Here is a 16,009-nt window from a genome sequence, read left to right on the forward strand (position 1 = left end):
GCCCACATCTGCACGTCACCCGCGAACCGCATACGGGTCGCTCGCGAACCGCTCTCAAGCCACCGATTCGATCCGCATCTTGATGTCGTCCGGGGACAGCGCGCCCTTGGCCGTGACATGGTCCCCCGACGACTCGCCCCGCAGGCGCCGCCCGATCCAGGGCACCAGGTACTCGCGGGCCCACTGGACGTCGTCGCGGCGGATGTCGAGCGTGCCGCGGGGCGGGAGCGGGGGCCAGGGCTGGTCCGGGTCCGCCGGGACCTCCAGGTCGAGTACCTGGCCGGCGCGGAGCGCCACACGCGTGTGCCCCTCGGGAGACAGGTGGAGCCGGTCATGGTCCCAGGCCCGGCGGTCCTGAACGGTCTTCAGGGACCACAGGTCGAGCACCGGACAGCCGTACCGGTCGGCAATGGCCCGCACATGACCGTTGTACGTGGCGATCTTGCCGCGCAGATGCCTCAGCACGGGCACGCCGCGTGTGTCGAACCCGGTCGTCACCATGACGGTGCCGACCTCGGAGGTGAGCCGGGCGATCGCCCGCTCGAAGCGCTCGGCGACCTCGTCGGGGTCGGTGCCGGGCCGGATGATGTCGTTGCCGCCCGCGCAGAACGAGACCAGGTCCGGGGCCAGTTCGACGGCCTTCGGAAGCTGGTCCTCGACTACCTGGTCGAGCAGTTTGCCGCGCACGGCGAGGTTCGTGTAGTTGAAGTCGCCCTCGGGTCGTCGGTCCGCGAGCAGGACCGCGAACCGGTCGGCCCAACCGACGAACGCCCCGTCGGGGCCGGGGTCGCCGACGCCCTCGGTGAAGCTGTCCCCCACCGCAACGTACGACCCGATCACTGATCTGCTGTCACTCTTCGAATCGTCTGCCACGTCGGCCCATGATTCACCTTCGAATGTGACCTACGCGACCGTAGGACGGGGTTGACGAGCGGTGAGATAAGCCACTCCTAAAGTGTTCACCAAACGTGGAATAACCCTCTGATGAGGGGTGTTGTGGGCGCAACCGCCATGCAGCCGTGTGCGCGCGGACCGAAGGCCGGACCCGGGGATCTGGGTCCGGCCTTCGGCAGCGTGTCAGGCAGGTGGTTCCGCGGCAGGCGTCAGCCGATGGAGACGCCCTTCGAGCGGAGGTAGGCGACCGGGTCCAGGTCCGAGCCGTAGTCCGGGGTGGTGCGGATCTCGAAGTGGAGGTGCGGGCCGGTGACGTTGCCGGTCGCGCCGGAGAGTCCGATCTGCTGGCCCCCCGTCACGGACTGGCCGCTGGAGACGGACAGCGAGGACAGGTGGGCGTACTGGGCGTAGTGGCCGTCGGCGAGCTCTATGACGACCTGGTTGCCGTACGCGCCGCCCCAGCCGGCCGAGACGACGGTGCCCGCACCGACCGCCTTCAGGGGGGTGCCGGTGGGGGCGGAGAAGTCGACACCGGTGTGGTAGCCGCTGGACCACATGCTGCCCGCCACCTTGTAGGCGGTGCCGAGGGTGGCGCCGTCGAGGGGGGCGGAGAAGCCGCTGGAGGCGCCGGCGTTGTCGGCGCTCTGCGCGGTCGTGGTGGTCTTCGACGCGGCGGACTTGGACGCCGAGGACTTCGAGGCGGTCGTGTCCGAGGACGACTTCGAAGGCGCGGAGGAGGAAGACGAGGGCGCGGACGAAGACTTGGGGGCGCTCTCGGCCTGCTTGCCGCCGATGGTGAGCTTCAGACCGGGGTGGATCAGCGCCGGGTCCGCGCCGACGGCCTCACGGTTGTCGGCGTAGAGCTTCTTCCAGCCACCGCTGACGTTCTGGTCGTCGGCGATCTTCGCAAGGTAGTCGCCGACCTTGACCGAATAGGTCCGCGCGTCCGCCTTCTTGTCGCTGGCCTTCTTCTCGGCGACCGGAGCGGACTGAACGGCCTTTTCCGAAACGGACTGAGAGGGAGCGGCGTGGGCGCCGGTGGCTCCGATGAGCGGGAGAGCGAGAGCGGCGCCACCGGTTCCGGCGACGGCGATGGAGCGGGTGAAGCGCAGGGACTTCGGGCGGCGATGCTTACCCTTCGCGGGCATGGCGAATTCCTCTCCGGCGCCTGCGAGGTGAGCTGTCGGGTGCGGGCTGGAGATGCCCGGTCGCGTCGGGACGCGACTTGACCCCAAGCCGTTCCGGAGACCGGAACAGGCGGTTGTACCTGTGGGTCCCCCGCTCCTGCCGGGTACGGGTGAGTTAGCGCGGGATCCGGTCGGCGGCAGGATTAGGCGTCCGTCCGGATTGGTGTGGAACGTAAGCGAGAAAGACGCACGGGAACAAGTGAGGGGTTCCGTCCGAATGCGTTCCTGTTGATCCCTTGTGGGAATTACCGGTCACACTCCGTGAATTATGCGGACGTCGCCGGACTCAAAACCCCTCGAAAAGCATGTGAATTACGTGAACATGACGAGCGACGCACGGTCACGAATATGACGCTCCTCACGTGACACTTCTCCAGCTCCCTTTACTCCAGAGCGAGTTGGAATGAAGGCGCCAATTAGGACAGAACTCCTAGATGCGACGCAGTCGGATAACCGTCGCATCAAGGTCACCCCGTAGGCCGGTGCGAAGTCCGTGATGCGCCAATACAGCCGCTCGGTGAACTTCGCCCGTTTCAAGGCATTCGTACGATTCTGTCGGGTCAAGGGCGCGCAGCCGCAGCGCCGGGGCGGGCTCGCCGTAGCTCTGGGCCTGGAGCCAGGCCAGGACGACCGTCTCGTCACCGAGCACGTACTGCACCGCACTCGGCCCGCCCTTCGGAGGCCGCAGCCGATACAGGTCGCCGTGCTGCACCAGGGGCCGGATCTCCTAGTAGAGCGTCACCCACTCCCTGCCTCGGCGAGCTCGCCCTCGGTCCACCGGGTGAGGTCGCCGCCGACGCCGAGCACGCCGGCCATGGCGCTCACGAACCGGAAGCGCAGGGTGGCGGCCCGGTGGTTGAGCATGGCGTTCGGGCTGTCCGTCACCCAGGCGGCCATGGCCCTCGCCGACTGGATCTGGCTGAAGCCGTGCTGGATCGCGAGCCGGTCGAGGGGGTCGGTGTTGCCCGAGGTCCACGCCTGGTCGGTACGGCTGAGCGCGCCCAGGTCGATCCGTCCGCCGCCACCCGAGCAGGACTCGAAGGCGACGCCGGGGTGAGCGGCGCGCAGCCGGTCCAGCAGGCCGTACAAGGCGCGGACATGGTCGACCCACAGGCGCTGCGGGTATGCCTCACCGGGCCAGCCGGCGTCGGTGAAGCAGCGGTTGAAGTCCCACTCCATAGTCGATCGGGGCACTGGAGAGTAGCCCGTCGAGCTGTTCCCAGAGGTACTCCTGGACGTCGTCGCGCGCGAGATTCAGTACGAGTTGATTGCGGAGTTCCGTCCGCTTTCGTACCGTTTGATGCTGAACCCATTCAGGATGGGCGCGATACAACTCACTGTCCGGATTTACCATTTCCGTTTCGACCCAGATGCCGAACTGCATGCCGAGTGCGTGCACATACTCGGCGAGCGCCTTGAGCCCGGACGGGAAGCGGTCGGGGTTGGGGGTCCAGTCCCCGAGCCCGGCGCGGTCGCTGGTGCGCTTCCCGAACCAGCCGTCGTCGACGACGAACAGCTCGACGCCGATGGCCGTGGCCCGCCGCGCGAGCAGGCTCTGCTGCTCCTCTGAGATGTCGAACTCCGTGGCCTCCCAGGAGTTGAACAGCACCGGCCGGTCCCGGTCCGCGTCCGGGATCACGAACGCACGCTGGTAACGCGTGCCAGGCGCGGCTGGCCCCGCCGAAGCCGCCGTCGCTCCACAGGCCGGCGAAGACGGGCGTCGTGAAGGACTCCCCCGCCGCCAGGCGCAGCAAGCCGGAGTCGTCGTGTCCGGCACCGCCGGTGATCTGCACGCGCGCGTCGGGGAGTTGCGCCACGGCGATGCGCCAGGATCCCGACCAGCCGAGAGCGCAGCCGTAGACCTCGCCGCGCTCCTCGGTTGCGTCCGTGTCGAGCGCGACCCAGGGCAGATGCTGATGCCCGGTGTGTCCGCGGCGGCTGCCGATGACCTTCTCACCGTAGTTGAGGGGACCCTGCGCAAGCCGGGACTCGGCACCCCAGCGGCCGTGCAGCTGGGACAACCGCCAGCTCTGCCGGTCGGGCAGCGTCCAGGCGGCCGAGTCGGCGCGCAGCAGCTCCAGGACGGGCGCCTGGTTGTCCAGGGTGACCCAGCGCTCCACGACGTCTGCGCGCATCCGGTAGTGCAGGGTGACGTCCAGCCCGCCGTCACGAAAGCGCAACCGCGGCTCGTCGCCCTCGGCCTCGTACCGCTCGAAACCCCACTCGGTGCCACGCCGCTCGTCGGTGCGCACGGACAGGGGCGGGCCGTACGCAGTGGGGGCCGCCCGCGACCGGGTGCTCCTCGCGGCCGTCGAGCGGGATTCGAAGGTCCAGTACTCCGGCAGCGGGCGCACGGCGAGGGCCTCGGCTCGGCGAGGGCGATGCGTGGCCCACAGTGGAGGTGCAGGAGCTCCTCGGCGTCCGTCAGATGGACGGCGTAACTGCTGGTCGGCCCGGAGAGGAGCCACGTACGGCCGTTGCCGGAGATCTCCAGCATCAAGCCCTTACAGATCTAAACAGATACGAATGAATATCACCAAGTATCTACATCATCAAGGTTCGAGCTGCCCCGGGGCAACGCCTGTGGACAACTCATTGGCCCAGGAAGCCATGTCGTATCGTCGACAGCGCACCCCGTCGGCCGCATCGCCGAGCCGCGTCGACGGGCCGACTGGGAGGAGCCCCCGTGACGCAGCAGATCCCGTCGACCGAGCCCGAGCTGGCCGGAGTTCGCAACTTTCGCGATGTGGGCGGACTGCCGACGGTGGACGGACGGCGGGTGCGACACGGGGTCCTGTTTCGCAGCGGCCACCTCGCGCACGCGACCGAGGACGACGCTGCCTTCCTCGACACCCTGGGGCTGCACACGATCTTCGACTTCCGCAACGCGGCCGACCAGAAGCTGGAAGGCGCCGATGTGGAGCTGCGGGGCGTACGCAATGTGAACCTGCCGCTGTCGGACCCCGCGGACGGCGCCGAATTCTGGAAGATGGTCCGGGACGGCAACCTGGACCAGCTCCGCGAGATCCTGGCCGACGGCAAGGGCGCCGACCGGATGATCGCCTCCTACCGCATGATCATCAGGGAGCGCACCGCGGAGCACTCCCGGGTGCTGCACGCACTCGCGGAGGACAGCGTCCCCGCCCTGATGCACTGCGCGGCCGGCAAGGACCGCGCCGGCCTGTCCATCGCCGTGACGCTGCTCGCTCTCGGCGTCGAGCGCGAGGCGATCGTCGCCGACTATCTGGAGTCCAACGCCAAGCACCGCCGCTACAAGGTGCGCCGCAGCGGCAGCGACGCCTCGGCCTACTCGCCGGAGGTCATGGAGCTGCTCAGCCCACTGTTCGACGCGCGGGCCGAGTATCTGACGGCGGCCCTCGAGACGATCGACGAGGTGTGGGGCGGCGTCGACACCTACCTGGAGCAGGGCCTCGGGCTCACCCCGGAGACCCGGGAGCGGCTGCGGGAGCGTCTGCTCGACTGACGCCGGGCGGCGGCGGTGCACGCCCTGTGCGAACGCGCTTCGCGGCCCTCCGACCCGGCTGCTGCTGCCTGGCTGCTGCTGCCCGGCTACTGCCGCGCGCCCATCTCGAAGAGCAGGTAGATGAACGCCGCGAAGACGTGCCCCACCGCGATGTAGATGATGAGCCGCACCCACAGGGCTCGCGGGAACTTCTCCTCCATGTCGCTCATGGCGTCTCTCCAGGGGTGGGGCCCAGGCACAGGGTGGCCGTAGGGCTCTGCAGCAGGGTGTGGACGAACAGGAGCTCGACCCCGTCCTGGTCGAGGGCGGCGATCCGGTGCGGGGTGAGCGAGTCGAAGTGCGCGCTGTCGCCGGGCTCGAGCCGGTGCGTGGCGTCCCCGAGGCGCAGCCGCAGCCGCCCCTTGAGGACGTGCAGCCACTCCTCGCCGGGATGCACGCGCACGATGTCGCCCTGCGAGCCGTACGGCACGTGGACGCGCAGGGCCTGCATCCCACGCCCTGACGCGCCCGCCTGCCAGTACGTCCAGCCGCCGGCCGCGGTCGGCTCCATGTCGGCGGCACGCACCACGGCGTCCCGGTCGGCGACCGTCTCGCCGAGCAGCTCGGAGACGGTCGTACCGTAGATACGTGCGAGCGCGAGCAGCATCGGCAGCGAGGGCTGACGCTGTCCGGTCTCCAGGCGGGACAGGTGCGCGGGCGACAGGCCGGCCGAGCGAGCCGCGGCCTCCAGCGTGAGGGAGGCACGGCGGCGCAGCGCGCGGAGCTGGGGCGCGACGGCCGGCAGGGCATCGACCAGCCCGGTCGCATCAGCCTCGGCGTCGACCCCGGGGTCGGGCTCTGGCTGTGGCTCTGCCTCGGGAGAGTTCATGCTCTCCATTCAGCCCGAGGATTGCCTCTGCGGCAAATTCCTTGCCTCAGAGGCAAAAGCGCTCGGGGCCCGGGATGTCAGCGGTTGGCGACCGCCTGCTTGATCAGCGTCTTGCCGAAGTCCCACATCAGCCCGCCCCCGCTGTGGGCATCGTCCATCACGTCCGTGAAGGCGTCGACGAACCGGTCCACCTCGCGCTCGCCGATGATGAGCGGCGGGATCAGCTTGATCACCTCCAGGTGGTCCCCCGAGACCTGGGTGAGGATCCGGTGCCGCCGAAGCAGCGGTACGACGACCATCTGCGCGAACAGGCCCTTGCGCGCGGCCTGCAGCATGGTCCAGCGGCTCCGCAGCTTCAGCGAGTCGGGCCTGCCGAACTCGATGCCGATCATCAGGCCCCGCCCGCGGACGTCGGCGAGCAGTTCGTACTTGTCGGTCAGTGCCGCGAGCCGGGACCTCAGCTGCTCCCCGGTCGCCCGCGCATTCGCGACGATCTGCTCGTCCTCGATGACGGACAGCACGGCGAGCCCGGCGGCCATGGCCTGTGCGTTGGACCCGAAGCTCGCCGAGTGGACCAGCACGCGGTCCATGGACGAGTAGACCTTCTTGAAGATCCAGTCCTTGCCGAGGGTGGCGCCCACCGGCACATATCCACCGGAGAGCGCCTTGGCCACGCACACCAGGTCCGGCTCGACACCGTCCTCGTGCTGATAGGCGTAGAAGTCGCCGGTCCGGCCGAGCCCCGTCTGCACCTCGTCGGCGATGAGCAGGGCCTTGTGCTGGTGCAGCAACTCCTGGGCGGCCCGCAGATAGCCGGGCGGGGCCTCGTGCACGCCCTTGCCCTGGATCGGCTCGACGATCAGGGCGGCGACGTCGCCCTTCTTCAACTCCCTTGCCAAGGCGTCGAGATCGCCGAGTGGTACGGCCGTGTCGGGCAGCAGCGGGGCGAAGCCGTCCCGGAACCCGGACTCGCCGTTGACCGACAGCGAGCCGGTGGTCAGCCCGTGGAAGGCGTGGTCGCAGTACAGGATGCGCGGCTTGCCGGTGACGAACCGCGCGAACTTCAGCGCGGTCTCCACCGCCTCCGTACCACTGTTGCCGAAGAACACCCGGTCCAGATGCGGGCTGTGTGCGAGCAGCTTCTCGGCCAGCAGCCCGGGCAGCGGCTGGCAGTCGAACCGGGTCAGGTCGGCGAGCTGGGCGTCGAGGACGTCGTGCAGCGCCTTGCGGACGACGGGGTGGTGGCGCCCCAGGCCCATCACCCCGAACCCGGCGAGCATGTCCAGGTGGTCGTCGCCGTCCGCGTTCCAGAAGTACGCGCCCTCGGCCCGCTCGTAGACCTTGTCGAAGCCGATGGTGTGCAGCATGCGCGGTAGCTGGTGGTTGAGGTACTTGGAGTGCAGCTCGTAGCGCTCGGCTCCGCGCTCGGCGAGGAGGTGGCCGAGGTCGAACTCCGTGGTCATTCGGCTTTCTCCTTGACTGCTTTCCCCTTGGCTGCCTTCTTCTTGACCGGTACGTCGGCACGACCGTCATCACCGCTGGCACGACCGCGATCGCTGCCGGTACGGCCGCCCTGGCCGACCTCGGCCTCCTTGAGCGCGAGACTCGCGCTGATCCGACCGGCGACCTCCACGGGCGTGAGCCCGATGTCGGCGAGCACCTCGCCCCGCTTGGCGTGCGCGAGGAACTGTTCCGGGATGCCGAACCGCCTTACCGGCACGTCGACTTCGGCGTCGCCCAGCGCGAGCGCCACGGCGGAGCCCACTCCGGACGAGCGGCTGTTGTCCTCGACCACGGCAACCAACCGGTGCCCGGCGGCGAGCGGTGCGAGAGCGGGGTCGACCGGCTTGACCCAACGCGGATCGACGACGGTGCAACTGATGCCGCGTGCCTGGAGCAGTTCGGCGGCCTGGAGGCACACCGGGGCCATCACGCCGACGGCGACCAGGAGGACCTCCGGCTCGCCCGCGTCCCGGTGCAGCACGTCCAGGCCGCCCACCCGGTCGACCGCCGGGATCGACGGTCCGACCGACTCCTTGGGGAACCGCACCAGCGTGGGCGCGTCGTCGACGGCCACCGCCTCCCGCAGCTGTGCCCGCAGCTGGTCGGCGTCGCGCGGCGCGGCGATCCGCAGACCCGGCACGACCTGGAGGATCGACATGTCCCACATGCCGTTGTGGGACGCCCCGTCGGCGCCCGTGACGCCGGCCCGGTCCAGTACGAAGGTCACCCCGCACCCGTGCAGCGCGACGTCCATCAGCAGCTGGTCGAAGGCACGGTTCAGGAAGGTCGCGTAGACGGCGACGACCGGGTGCAGCCCACCCGTCGCGAGCCCCGCCGCCGACACGGCCGCGTGCTGCTCGGCGATCCCGACGTCCCAGACCCGGCCCGGGAACCGCTCCGCGAACTTGCCGAGCCCGACGGGATGCAGCATGGCCGCCGTGATCGCCACGACGTCCTCGCGCTCCTCGCCGATCCGCACGATCTCGTCGCCGAACACCGACGTCCAGGAGGGTCCGTTGGACGGCGCGAGCGGCTCGCAGGTCAGCGGGTCCATCACCCCGACGGTGTGGAAGTGGTCCTCCTCGTGGGCGAGGGCGGGTTCGTAGCCGCGCCCCTTCTCCGTGAGGCAGTGGATCAGCACGGGCCCGTGGAAGCGCTTGGCCCGCCGCAGCGCGGACTCGACAGCGCCGATGTCATGCCCGTCGATCGGGCCGACGTACTTCAGACCCAGGTCCTCGAACATGCCCTGCGGCGCGAAGGCGTCCTTGAAGCCCTTCTTCGCGCCGTGCAGCGACTCGTAGATCGTGTTGCCCACCAGCGGTGTCCGCAGCAGTACGTCCTTGCCCCAGGCCAGGACCCTCTCGTAGCTGTCGGTCGTACGCAGGGTGGCCAGGTGGTTGGCGAGGCCTCCGATGGTGGGCGCGTACGAGCGCTCGTTGTCGTTGACGACGATGATCAGGGGCCGGTCCTTGGCGGCCGCGATGTTGTTGAGCGCCTCCCAGGCCATGCCACCGGTCAGCGCCCCGTCGCCGATCACCGCGACGACGTGCCCCTTCTCACCCTGCACATCGCGCGCCTTGGCCAGGCCGTCGGCCCAGCCGAGCGCGGTGGAGGCGTGGCTGTTCTCGACGATGTCGTGCTCGGACTCCTCGCGTGACGGGTAGCCGGACAGGCCGCCCTTGCCGCGCAGCTTGGAAAAGTCCTGACGACCCGTCAAAAGCTTGTGTACGTAGCTCTGGTGACCCGTGTCCCAGACGATGCGGTCGACCGGCGACTCGAAGACCCTGTGGAGCGCGATGGAGAGTTCCACCACCCCCAGATTGGGCCCGAGATGTCCACCGGTCCTGGCGACCGCGTGCACCAGGAACTCCCTGATCTCGTCGGACAGGTCACCGAGTTCCGCCTCGGACAGCGCCTTCAGGTCACGTGGTCGCCGGATGCTCTCCAGAATCGTCACGCTCGGGCCCCCTCTCGGTCCGTGCCTTGCTTCAGCTCACAGTCACTTCTGGTTTCCCCGTGACGATGGAGGCGCCCGTGGCGTCCCCGTCCCGCTCCATCTGCTCGGCGATCTTCATCGCCTCTTCGATCAAGGTCTCGACGATCCTGGACTCGGGGACGGTCTTGATCACCTCGCCCTTGACGAAGATCTGGCCCTTGCCGTTGCCGGAGGCGACCCCCAGGTCCGCCTCCCGCGCCTCGCCGGGGCCGTTCACCACACACCCCATGACGGCGACCCGCAACGGCACTTCCATGCCCTCCAGGCCCGCCGTGACCTCGTCGGCCAGCTTGTAGACGTCGACCTGCGCACGCCCGCACGACGGGCAGGACACGATCTCCAGGCCGCGCTGCCTGAGGTTCAGGGACTCCAGGATCTGGATGCCCACCTTGACCTCCTCGACCGGCGGGGCCGAGAGGGACACGCGAATCGTGTCGCCGATGCCCTGGGAGAGCAGGGCCCCGAAGGCCACGGCCGACTTGATCGTGCCCTGGAACGCCGGGCCCGCCTCCGTCACGCCGAGGTGCAGCGGATAGTCGCACTGGGCGGCCAGCTGCCGGTACGCCTCGACCATCACGACCGGGTCGTTGTGCTTCACCGAGATCTTGATGTCCCGGAAGTCGTGCTCCTCGAAGAGCGACGCCTCCCACAGCGCCGACTCGGCGAGCGCCTCCGGCGTCGCCTTGCCGTACTTCTGGAGCAGACGGCGGTCCAGCGAGCCGGCGTTGACGCCGATGCGGATCGGCGTGCCGTGGTCCTTGGCCGCCCGCGCGATCTCCTTGACCTTGTCGTCGAACTGCTTGATGTTGCCGGGATTGACACGGACCGCCGCACAGCCGGCCTCGATCGCCGCGAACACGTACTTCGGCTGGAAATGGATGTCCGCGATCACCGGGATCTGGGACTTGCGGGCGATCGTGGCGAGCGCGTCCGCGTCGTCCTGCGTCGGGCAGGCCACGCGCACGATCTGGCAGCCGGAGGCCGTGAGCTCCGCGATCTGCTGGAGAGTGGCCCCGATGTCCGACGTACGCGTCGTCGTCATCGACTGCACCGACACCGGGGCACCGCCCCCGACCGCCACCGGGCCGACCTGGATCTGCCGCGACACACGCCGCTCGGCGATCGGCCGGAGGGGTACCTCGGGAACGCCCAAGGAGATGGCGGTCATGACGTCACTCCCGGTTTCCGGAGACCGTCTCGCGCATGGCTCGCAGCGACTCCTTGAGCGAGCCCATGGTGGCGAGGACGGCGGTGGGCTCGTAGCCGCAGTGCGCCATGCAGTTGGCGCAGCGCGGGTCCTTGCCGCGGCCGTACTTGTCCCAGTCGGTGTCCTCGATCAGCTCGCGGTACGTCGGGACGTAGCCGTCGCTCATCAGGTAGCAGGGGCGCTGCCAGCCGAACAGCGAGTAGTTCGGGATCGCCCACGCGGTGCACGGGAAGTCGACCTTGCCCTCGAGGAAGTCGAGGAACAGCGGGGAGTGGTTGAGCCGCCACTTCCTGCGGTTGCCGCCCGCGAAGGCCTTCTTGAACAGCTCGCGGGTCTGCTCGACGCCGAGGAAGTGCTCCTGGTCGGGGGCCTTCTCGTAGGCGTAGGCGGGCGAGATCATCATCTCGTCGACCTTGAGGTCGTCGTTGAGGAAGTTGAGCACCTCGATGATGGTCTGCGGGGTGTCGGTGTTGAAGAAGGTCGAGTTGGTGGTGACCCGGAAGCCGCGTCGCTTGGCCTCCTTGATCGCCTCCACGGCCTCGTCGAAGACGCCCTCCTTGGCCACGGACTCGTCGTGGCGCTCGCGCAGGCCGTCGATGTGCACGGCGAAGGCGAAATAGGGCGAGGGCTTGAACTTGTCCATCTTCTTGCGCATCAGCAGGGCGTTGGTGCACAGGAAGACGTACTTCCGCTTGGCCACCAGCTGCCGCACGATCTCGTCGATCTGCGGATGCATCAACGGCTCGCCGCCGGCGATGGACACCATCGGCGCACCGGATTCGAGCACGGCCCCCACGGCCTGGGCCACCGGCATGCGCTGCTTGAGTACTCCGGCCGGGTGCTGGATCTTGCCGCAGCCCTCGCACTTGAGGTTGCAGGCGAAGAGCGGTTCCAGCTCGACGATCAGCGGGAACTTGTCCCGCCGACGGAGCTTTTGTTCGGCCAAGTAAGTAGCGACCTTGATGGATTGACGCAGCGGCATGGCCATCTGGGCTCACCTCCTGGGGAGCAGCAAAGAACGGTGCCATTCAAAGAATGCGGGTAGAACGGAACGAAGGACGCGGAAAGCTGATATTCCACCGCGCAACGTGCCGATCCGGACGAGTTCATGTTCTGGAGCGTCCACGACCACCCGGACGGCCGCAACCGGGCGCTCACCCGCGCGCACGGCGCTCAGGAGCGTGGCCGCCGATTCCATGTCGACCGCGATTGCGCCGGTCGAGAGCAGATCGGACCGTTCCTGACCACGGATGATGTGATCGGAGCCGGTGAGGGGTCCGGTGTGGACGGTGCGGCCTGGAATGGTCCGCGCGAGCTCTTTGACGAGTAGGTCGGTCCCGACGCACGGAATGGTTCCCCCCGGATCCCGGGTCTCCTCGGCGACGACCAGGTCGCCGGGGTGCATACCGGGGGCTAGCCCCGCGCAGAACCCCGTGGCGAGCACGGCGGCACCACTGAGGGCCGGGTCGGCCAGGATCCTGGTCACGGAGCGCTCGGCCGCCCGGGGGCCCATGCCGGTCCGTAGCACGGTGACGGGCCCGCCGGCACCGCCGCGGTCGCTCGTGCGCAGGGCGAACTGCTCGATGCCGAGCGCGCAGGCGATCAGCAACGGGGCCGGGGCGGGCTGTGGGGTCATCAGCTCACCTTGACCTCGGCGAGCGATGCCTTGGGCTTCTCGGGGAAGGGCTCCCCGTGGACGTACCGGCCGAGTGCGGTGAGCGGGAAGACCTGCCGGTAGAGGTGATAGTTGATCGAGAAGTCCCAGGGGAAGCCGGTGCCGGTGAAGTACGGCTCGTCCCAGGAGCCGTCCTCCCGCTGGGTGGCGGCGAGCCACTCGATGCCGCGCTCGACGGCCTTGGAGTCCTTCTCCCCCGCCGCCAGCAGCGCCATCAACGCCCACGCGGTCTGCGAGGCCGTGGACGCGCCCTTGCCGCTCCACTCCTTGACGTACTTGTAGGAGCGCAGGTCCTCGCCCCAGCCGCCGTCGTCGTTCTGGACGGACTCCAGCCAGCTCACCGCGCGGCGGATCGCCGGGTGCGAGCCCGGGAAGCCGGCCGCCACCAGGGCGGGTACGACGGATCCGGTGCCATAGACGTAGTTGACGCCCCAGCGCCCGAACCACGAGCCGTCCGGTTCCTGCTCGGCGAGCAGCCACTCGATGCCGCGCCGGGTGCGCGGGTCGTGGGCGAGGCCCTCGACGGCCAGCATCTCCACCACGTGGGCCGTGACGTCCGCCGACGGCGGGTCGATGACCTCGCCGAAGTCGCAGAACGGCAGCCGGTTGGGGAACGGGCTGGTGTTGTCGACGTCGAACGCGCCCCACGCCCCGTTCCTCGACTGCATCCCGAGGTTCCAGCGCACGCCGCGCCCGATCGCCCGCTCCATCCGCTCCGGGTCGTGGTGCTTGACCCGGCGCAGCGCGAGGACCACCTCCGCGGTGTCGTCGATGTCGGGGTAGTTGTCGTTGTGGAACTCGAACGCCCAGCCGCCCGGGGGCAGTTGAGGACGCTTGACCGCCCAGTCACCGGGCCGGACGATCTCCTCGCCCAGCATCCAGTCAGCGGCCTTGACGAGCTGCGGATGGTCGGCGGGCACCCCCGCGTCGGCCAGCGCGATGGTCGCGAGGCAGGTGTCCCAGACCGGCGACTGGCAGGCCTCGATCATCCGGGCCCCGTCCTCGCGCCAGATGGCGAAACGGTCCAGCGATGCCAGCCCCTCGCGCATCACGGGGTGTTGGAGGTCGTAGCCGAGCAGGTGCAGGGCGATGACCGAGTACACCGCCGGCGGCTGGATGCCTCCCCAGCAGCCGTCGTTCTCCTGCCGCTCGATGATCCAGCGGGCGGCGCTGTTCATGGCCGCTCTGCGCAGCTTGCGCGGTGCGACCTTGCGCAGCTGGTGCAGGGCCTTGTCGAGTCGCTGGAAGGCTCCGTCCCAACTGGCCGCCGGGGCCAGGGGCTTGGGCGGGTTGGGGTTCGCCGGGTCGGTGTGCAGTTCGTCGAGCGGGAAGGGCGCGGGCCGTACCGGGCGCTTCGCGGAGACGATCGTCAGCGGGACGATGGTCTGCCGTGCCCAGCAGCCGAAGTCGTAGATGTTGAGCGGTACCCACGTGGGGAAGTAGATGAGCTCCGGCGGGAGTTCGGGCAGGTCCTCCCACTTCCACCAGCCGAACAGGGCCAGCCAGATCCGGGTGAACACGCGGGAGGCGGCGATGCCGCCCTGCTCGCGGATCCAGGCGGAGGCCTTCGCCATGTGCGGGGCGTCGGGCGCGTCACCGGCCAGGCGGAGGGCGACGTACGCCTCGATGGTGGCGGAGAGTTCGCCGGGCGCGCCGTAGAAGGTGCCCCAGGTGCCGTCCTCGCGCTGCTCCCCCCGGATGAAGAGCGCGGCGGCCTGCGTGGTCTTCTCGTCGCGGATGCCCAGGAACTGACGGAGCAGCAGGTCCTCGGCGTCCATGGTGACGTTCGTCTCGAGGTCGCCCTTCCACCAGCCCTGGGCGTCCTGCTTCGCCAGCAGGAAGTCGGTGGCGCGCCGGGCGGCGCGTACGGCGGCTTCGTGGACCCCGGCCGCCGCGGGGATTTCGCTGTCGGTGTCGCTGGCCGCGGCTGCCCGGGGCGGCAGTGCCCCGGTGCTTCCGTCGGTCGTCGCTGTCATGGCTTCCCCTTCGTGCAGTGCTCCTGGTAGTGCGTCTGCTGTGGGTCCGCCGTCGGCCGGTGCGCTCGTTCACGCTGCACCGGCCGGCGACTAAGCGAGGGTTATTCGACCGATACTGATCATCTCTTTTCGCCCGGTGGTGCTCATCTCTTTCGTACGACGACGAAGTCGGCGAGTGCCGTGAACTGGTCCCGCACCCGGTCGGGCATGTCGACGGCGTCGAGGGCCTCAACGGCGACGGCGTGCTGACGACGTGCCTCGTCGGCGGTCCACTCACGGCCGCCCGCCTCCTCGATGAGGGCGGCGCGGGCGGCGAACTCCTCCTCCGAGAAGTTCTCGAAGTCGCTGCTCTTGGCGTCGGCGGCGAGGATCTCGCCGAGCCGCTCGGAGGCGGACCCGCCCGCCGCGAGCGCGGCCACGACCGGCAGGGACTTCTTGCGCTGGCGCAGGTCGCTCCAGGTCTGCTTGCCGGTGGAGACCGGGTCGCCCCAGATGCCGAGGAGGTCGTCGACGGCCTGGAAGGCGAGGCCCAGGTGGTAGCCGTACTTCTCCAGGGTGTCGGCGGTGCGGTCGTCCGCGCCACCGAGCACGGCGCCGATCGAGCTGGCGCAGGCGAGCAGGGCGCCGGTCTTGTTGCCCTCCATCTCCAGGCACTCCTCGACGCTGACGCGGTCGCGGTGCTCGTAGGAGATGTCCTGCGCCTGGCCGTCGATGAGGGCGCGGGTCGCGGTGGTCAGGCGACGGGTGGCGCGGCCGGCCTCGACGGTGCCGAGCTCCAGCAGGACCTCGTTGGCGAGGGCGAACAGGGCGTCGCCGACGAGGATGGCCTGGGCGGGGCCGTGCACCTTCCAGACGGTGTCGCGGTGGCGGCGCTGTTCGTCGCCGTCCATCAGGTCGTCGTGCAGCAACGAGAAGTTGTGGACCAGTTCGACGGCGACGGCGCCGGGGATGCCGACCTCGGGCGTGGCACCAGTGACCTCGGCGGAGAGCACCGCGAGGGCGGGACGAACGGCCTTGCCGCCGTCGCCGGCCGTGGGCTTGCCGTCGGCGTCGATCCAGCCGAAGTGGTAGGCGGAAACGGTGTCCATGGGAGGGGCCAGGCGGTCGATCGCCGCCCGCAGTACCGGCGTGGCCAGGGTCCTACCGCGCTCCAGGAGCGCGGTCACGTCGACCGCGGTCTCTCGAGCGGCCTTCGAGGCCGGGGGCACAGTGGGCACGT

Annotated in this window: 12 protein-coding genes, 1 pseudogene and 1 riboswitch; of the genes and pseudogenes, 1 reads left to right on the forward strand and 12 read right to left on the reverse strand. The window is 69.4% G+C overall.

Annotated elements, in window-relative coordinates; all coding sequences use genetic code 11:
- Window positions 1-54 precede the first annotated feature (54 nt).
- The 3 genes and pseudogenes from ACZ7L5_RS12175 to ACZ7L5_RS12185 form a co-directional block, all read right to left on the reverse strand.
- A complete protein-coding gene (locus ACZ7L5_RS12175) occupies window positions 55-840 on the reverse strand; it encodes an SGNH/GDSL hydrolase family protein (RefSeq protein ID WP_471516751.1) in 786 nt (261 codons plus the stop codon).
- 263 nt (window positions 841-1,103) lie between these two features.
- Window positions 1,104-2,042: a LysM peptidoglycan-binding domain-containing M23 family metallopeptidase gene (locus tag ACZ7L5_RS12180; RefSeq protein WP_471516526.1), complete on the reverse strand. Its 939-nt coding sequence runs from the start codon at window positions 2,040-2,042 to the stop codon at window positions 1,104-1,106.
- Window positions 2,043-2,046: 4 nt separating this feature from the next.
- Window positions 2,047-2,204: riboswitch (cyclic di-AMP (ydaO/yuaA leader) on the reverse strand.
- A gap of 307 nt (window positions 2,205-2,511) precedes the next feature.
- A pseudogene (locus tag ACZ7L5_RS12185) lies at window positions 2,512-4,578 on the reverse strand (alpha-galactosidase).
- Window positions 4,579-4,767: 189 nt separating this feature from the next.
- Between ACZ7L5_RS12185 and ACZ7L5_RS12190 the strand changes: the two are divergent.
- Entirely contained in the window at window positions 4,768-5,565 is a 798-nt protein-coding gene (locus tag ACZ7L5_RS12190; RefSeq protein WP_471516527.1) for a tyrosine-protein phosphatase, read from the forward strand.
- An 86-nt stretch (window positions 5,566-5,651) separates the two neighbouring features.
- On the opposite strand, the gene ACZ7L5_RS12195 is transcribed toward ACZ7L5_RS12190, so the two are convergent.
- From ACZ7L5_RS12195 to ACZ7L5_RS12235, 9 genes are all read right to left on the reverse strand, one after another.
- On the reverse strand, window positions 5,652-5,774 hold the full coding sequence (locus ACZ7L5_RS12195) for a DUF6126 family protein (RefSeq protein ID WP_328877900.1): 123 nt from the start codon (window positions 5,772-5,774) through the stop codon (window positions 5,652-5,654).
- Complete coding sequence (locus ACZ7L5_RS12200) at window positions 5,771-6,433, reverse strand: helix-turn-helix domain-containing protein (RefSeq protein ID WP_471516528.1); 663 nt, start codon at window positions 6,431-6,433, stop codon at window positions 5,771-5,773. The genes ACZ7L5_RS12195 and ACZ7L5_RS12200 overlap by 4 nt, the downstream gene beginning before the upstream one ends.
- Window positions 6,434-6,510: 77 nt before the next feature.
- A complete protein-coding gene (locus ACZ7L5_RS12205; RefSeq protein ID WP_471516529.1) occupies window positions 6,511-7,896 on the reverse strand; it encodes an aspartate aminotransferase family protein in 1,386 nt (461 codons plus the stop codon).
- Window positions 7,893-9,893 carry a 1-deoxy-D-xylulose-5-phosphate synthase gene (gene dxs, locus ACZ7L5_RS12210; RefSeq protein ID WP_471516530.1) on the reverse strand — a complete coding sequence of 667 codons (2,001 nt, stop codon included), beginning with the start codon at window positions 9,891-9,893 and terminating at the stop codon, window positions 7,893-7,895. Before dxs ends, ACZ7L5_RS12205 begins: the two co-directional genes overlap by 4 nt.
- A 31-nt stretch (window positions 9,894-9,924) precedes the next feature.
- Window positions 9,925-11,100 (reverse strand): flavodoxin-dependent (E)-4-hydroxy-3-methylbut-2-enyl-diphosphate synthase, encoded by a 1,176-nt coding sequence (ispG, locus tag ACZ7L5_RS12215; protein ID WP_471516531.1) that lies wholly within the window; start codon window positions 11,098-11,100, stop codon window positions 9,925-9,927.
- Between the two features lie 4 nt (window positions 11,101-11,104).
- The gene (gene hpnH / locus ACZ7L5_RS12220) at window positions 11,105-12,127 is read right to left on the reverse strand and encodes an adenosyl-hopene transferase HpnH (RefSeq protein WP_362381989.1); all 1,023 of its coding nucleotides are present in this window, start codon (window positions 12,125-12,127) and stop codon (window positions 11,105-11,107) included.
- A 6-nt stretch (window positions 12,128-12,133) separates the two neighbouring features.
- Window positions 12,134-12,775 (reverse strand): phosphorylase family protein, encoded by a 642-nt coding sequence (locus ACZ7L5_RS12225; protein WP_363034455.1) that lies wholly within the window; start codon window positions 12,773-12,775, stop codon window positions 12,134-12,136.
- Entirely contained in the window at window positions 12,775-14,790 is a 2,016-nt protein-coding gene (gene shc, locus ACZ7L5_RS12230) for a squalene--hopene cyclase (RefSeq protein WP_471516532.1), read from the reverse strand. Before shc ends, ACZ7L5_RS12225 begins: the two co-directional genes overlap by 1 nt.
- 143 nt (window positions 14,791-14,933) lie before the next feature.
- Window positions 14,934-15,998: a polyprenyl synthetase family protein gene (locus tag ACZ7L5_RS12235; RefSeq protein WP_362382031.1), complete on the reverse strand. Its 1,065-nt coding sequence runs from the start codon at window positions 15,996-15,998 to the stop codon at window positions 14,934-14,936.
- Between the last annotated feature and the right edge of the window lie 11 nt (window positions 15,999-16,009).

This window comes from Streptomyces sp. NPDC107528 (assembly GCF_055639295.1).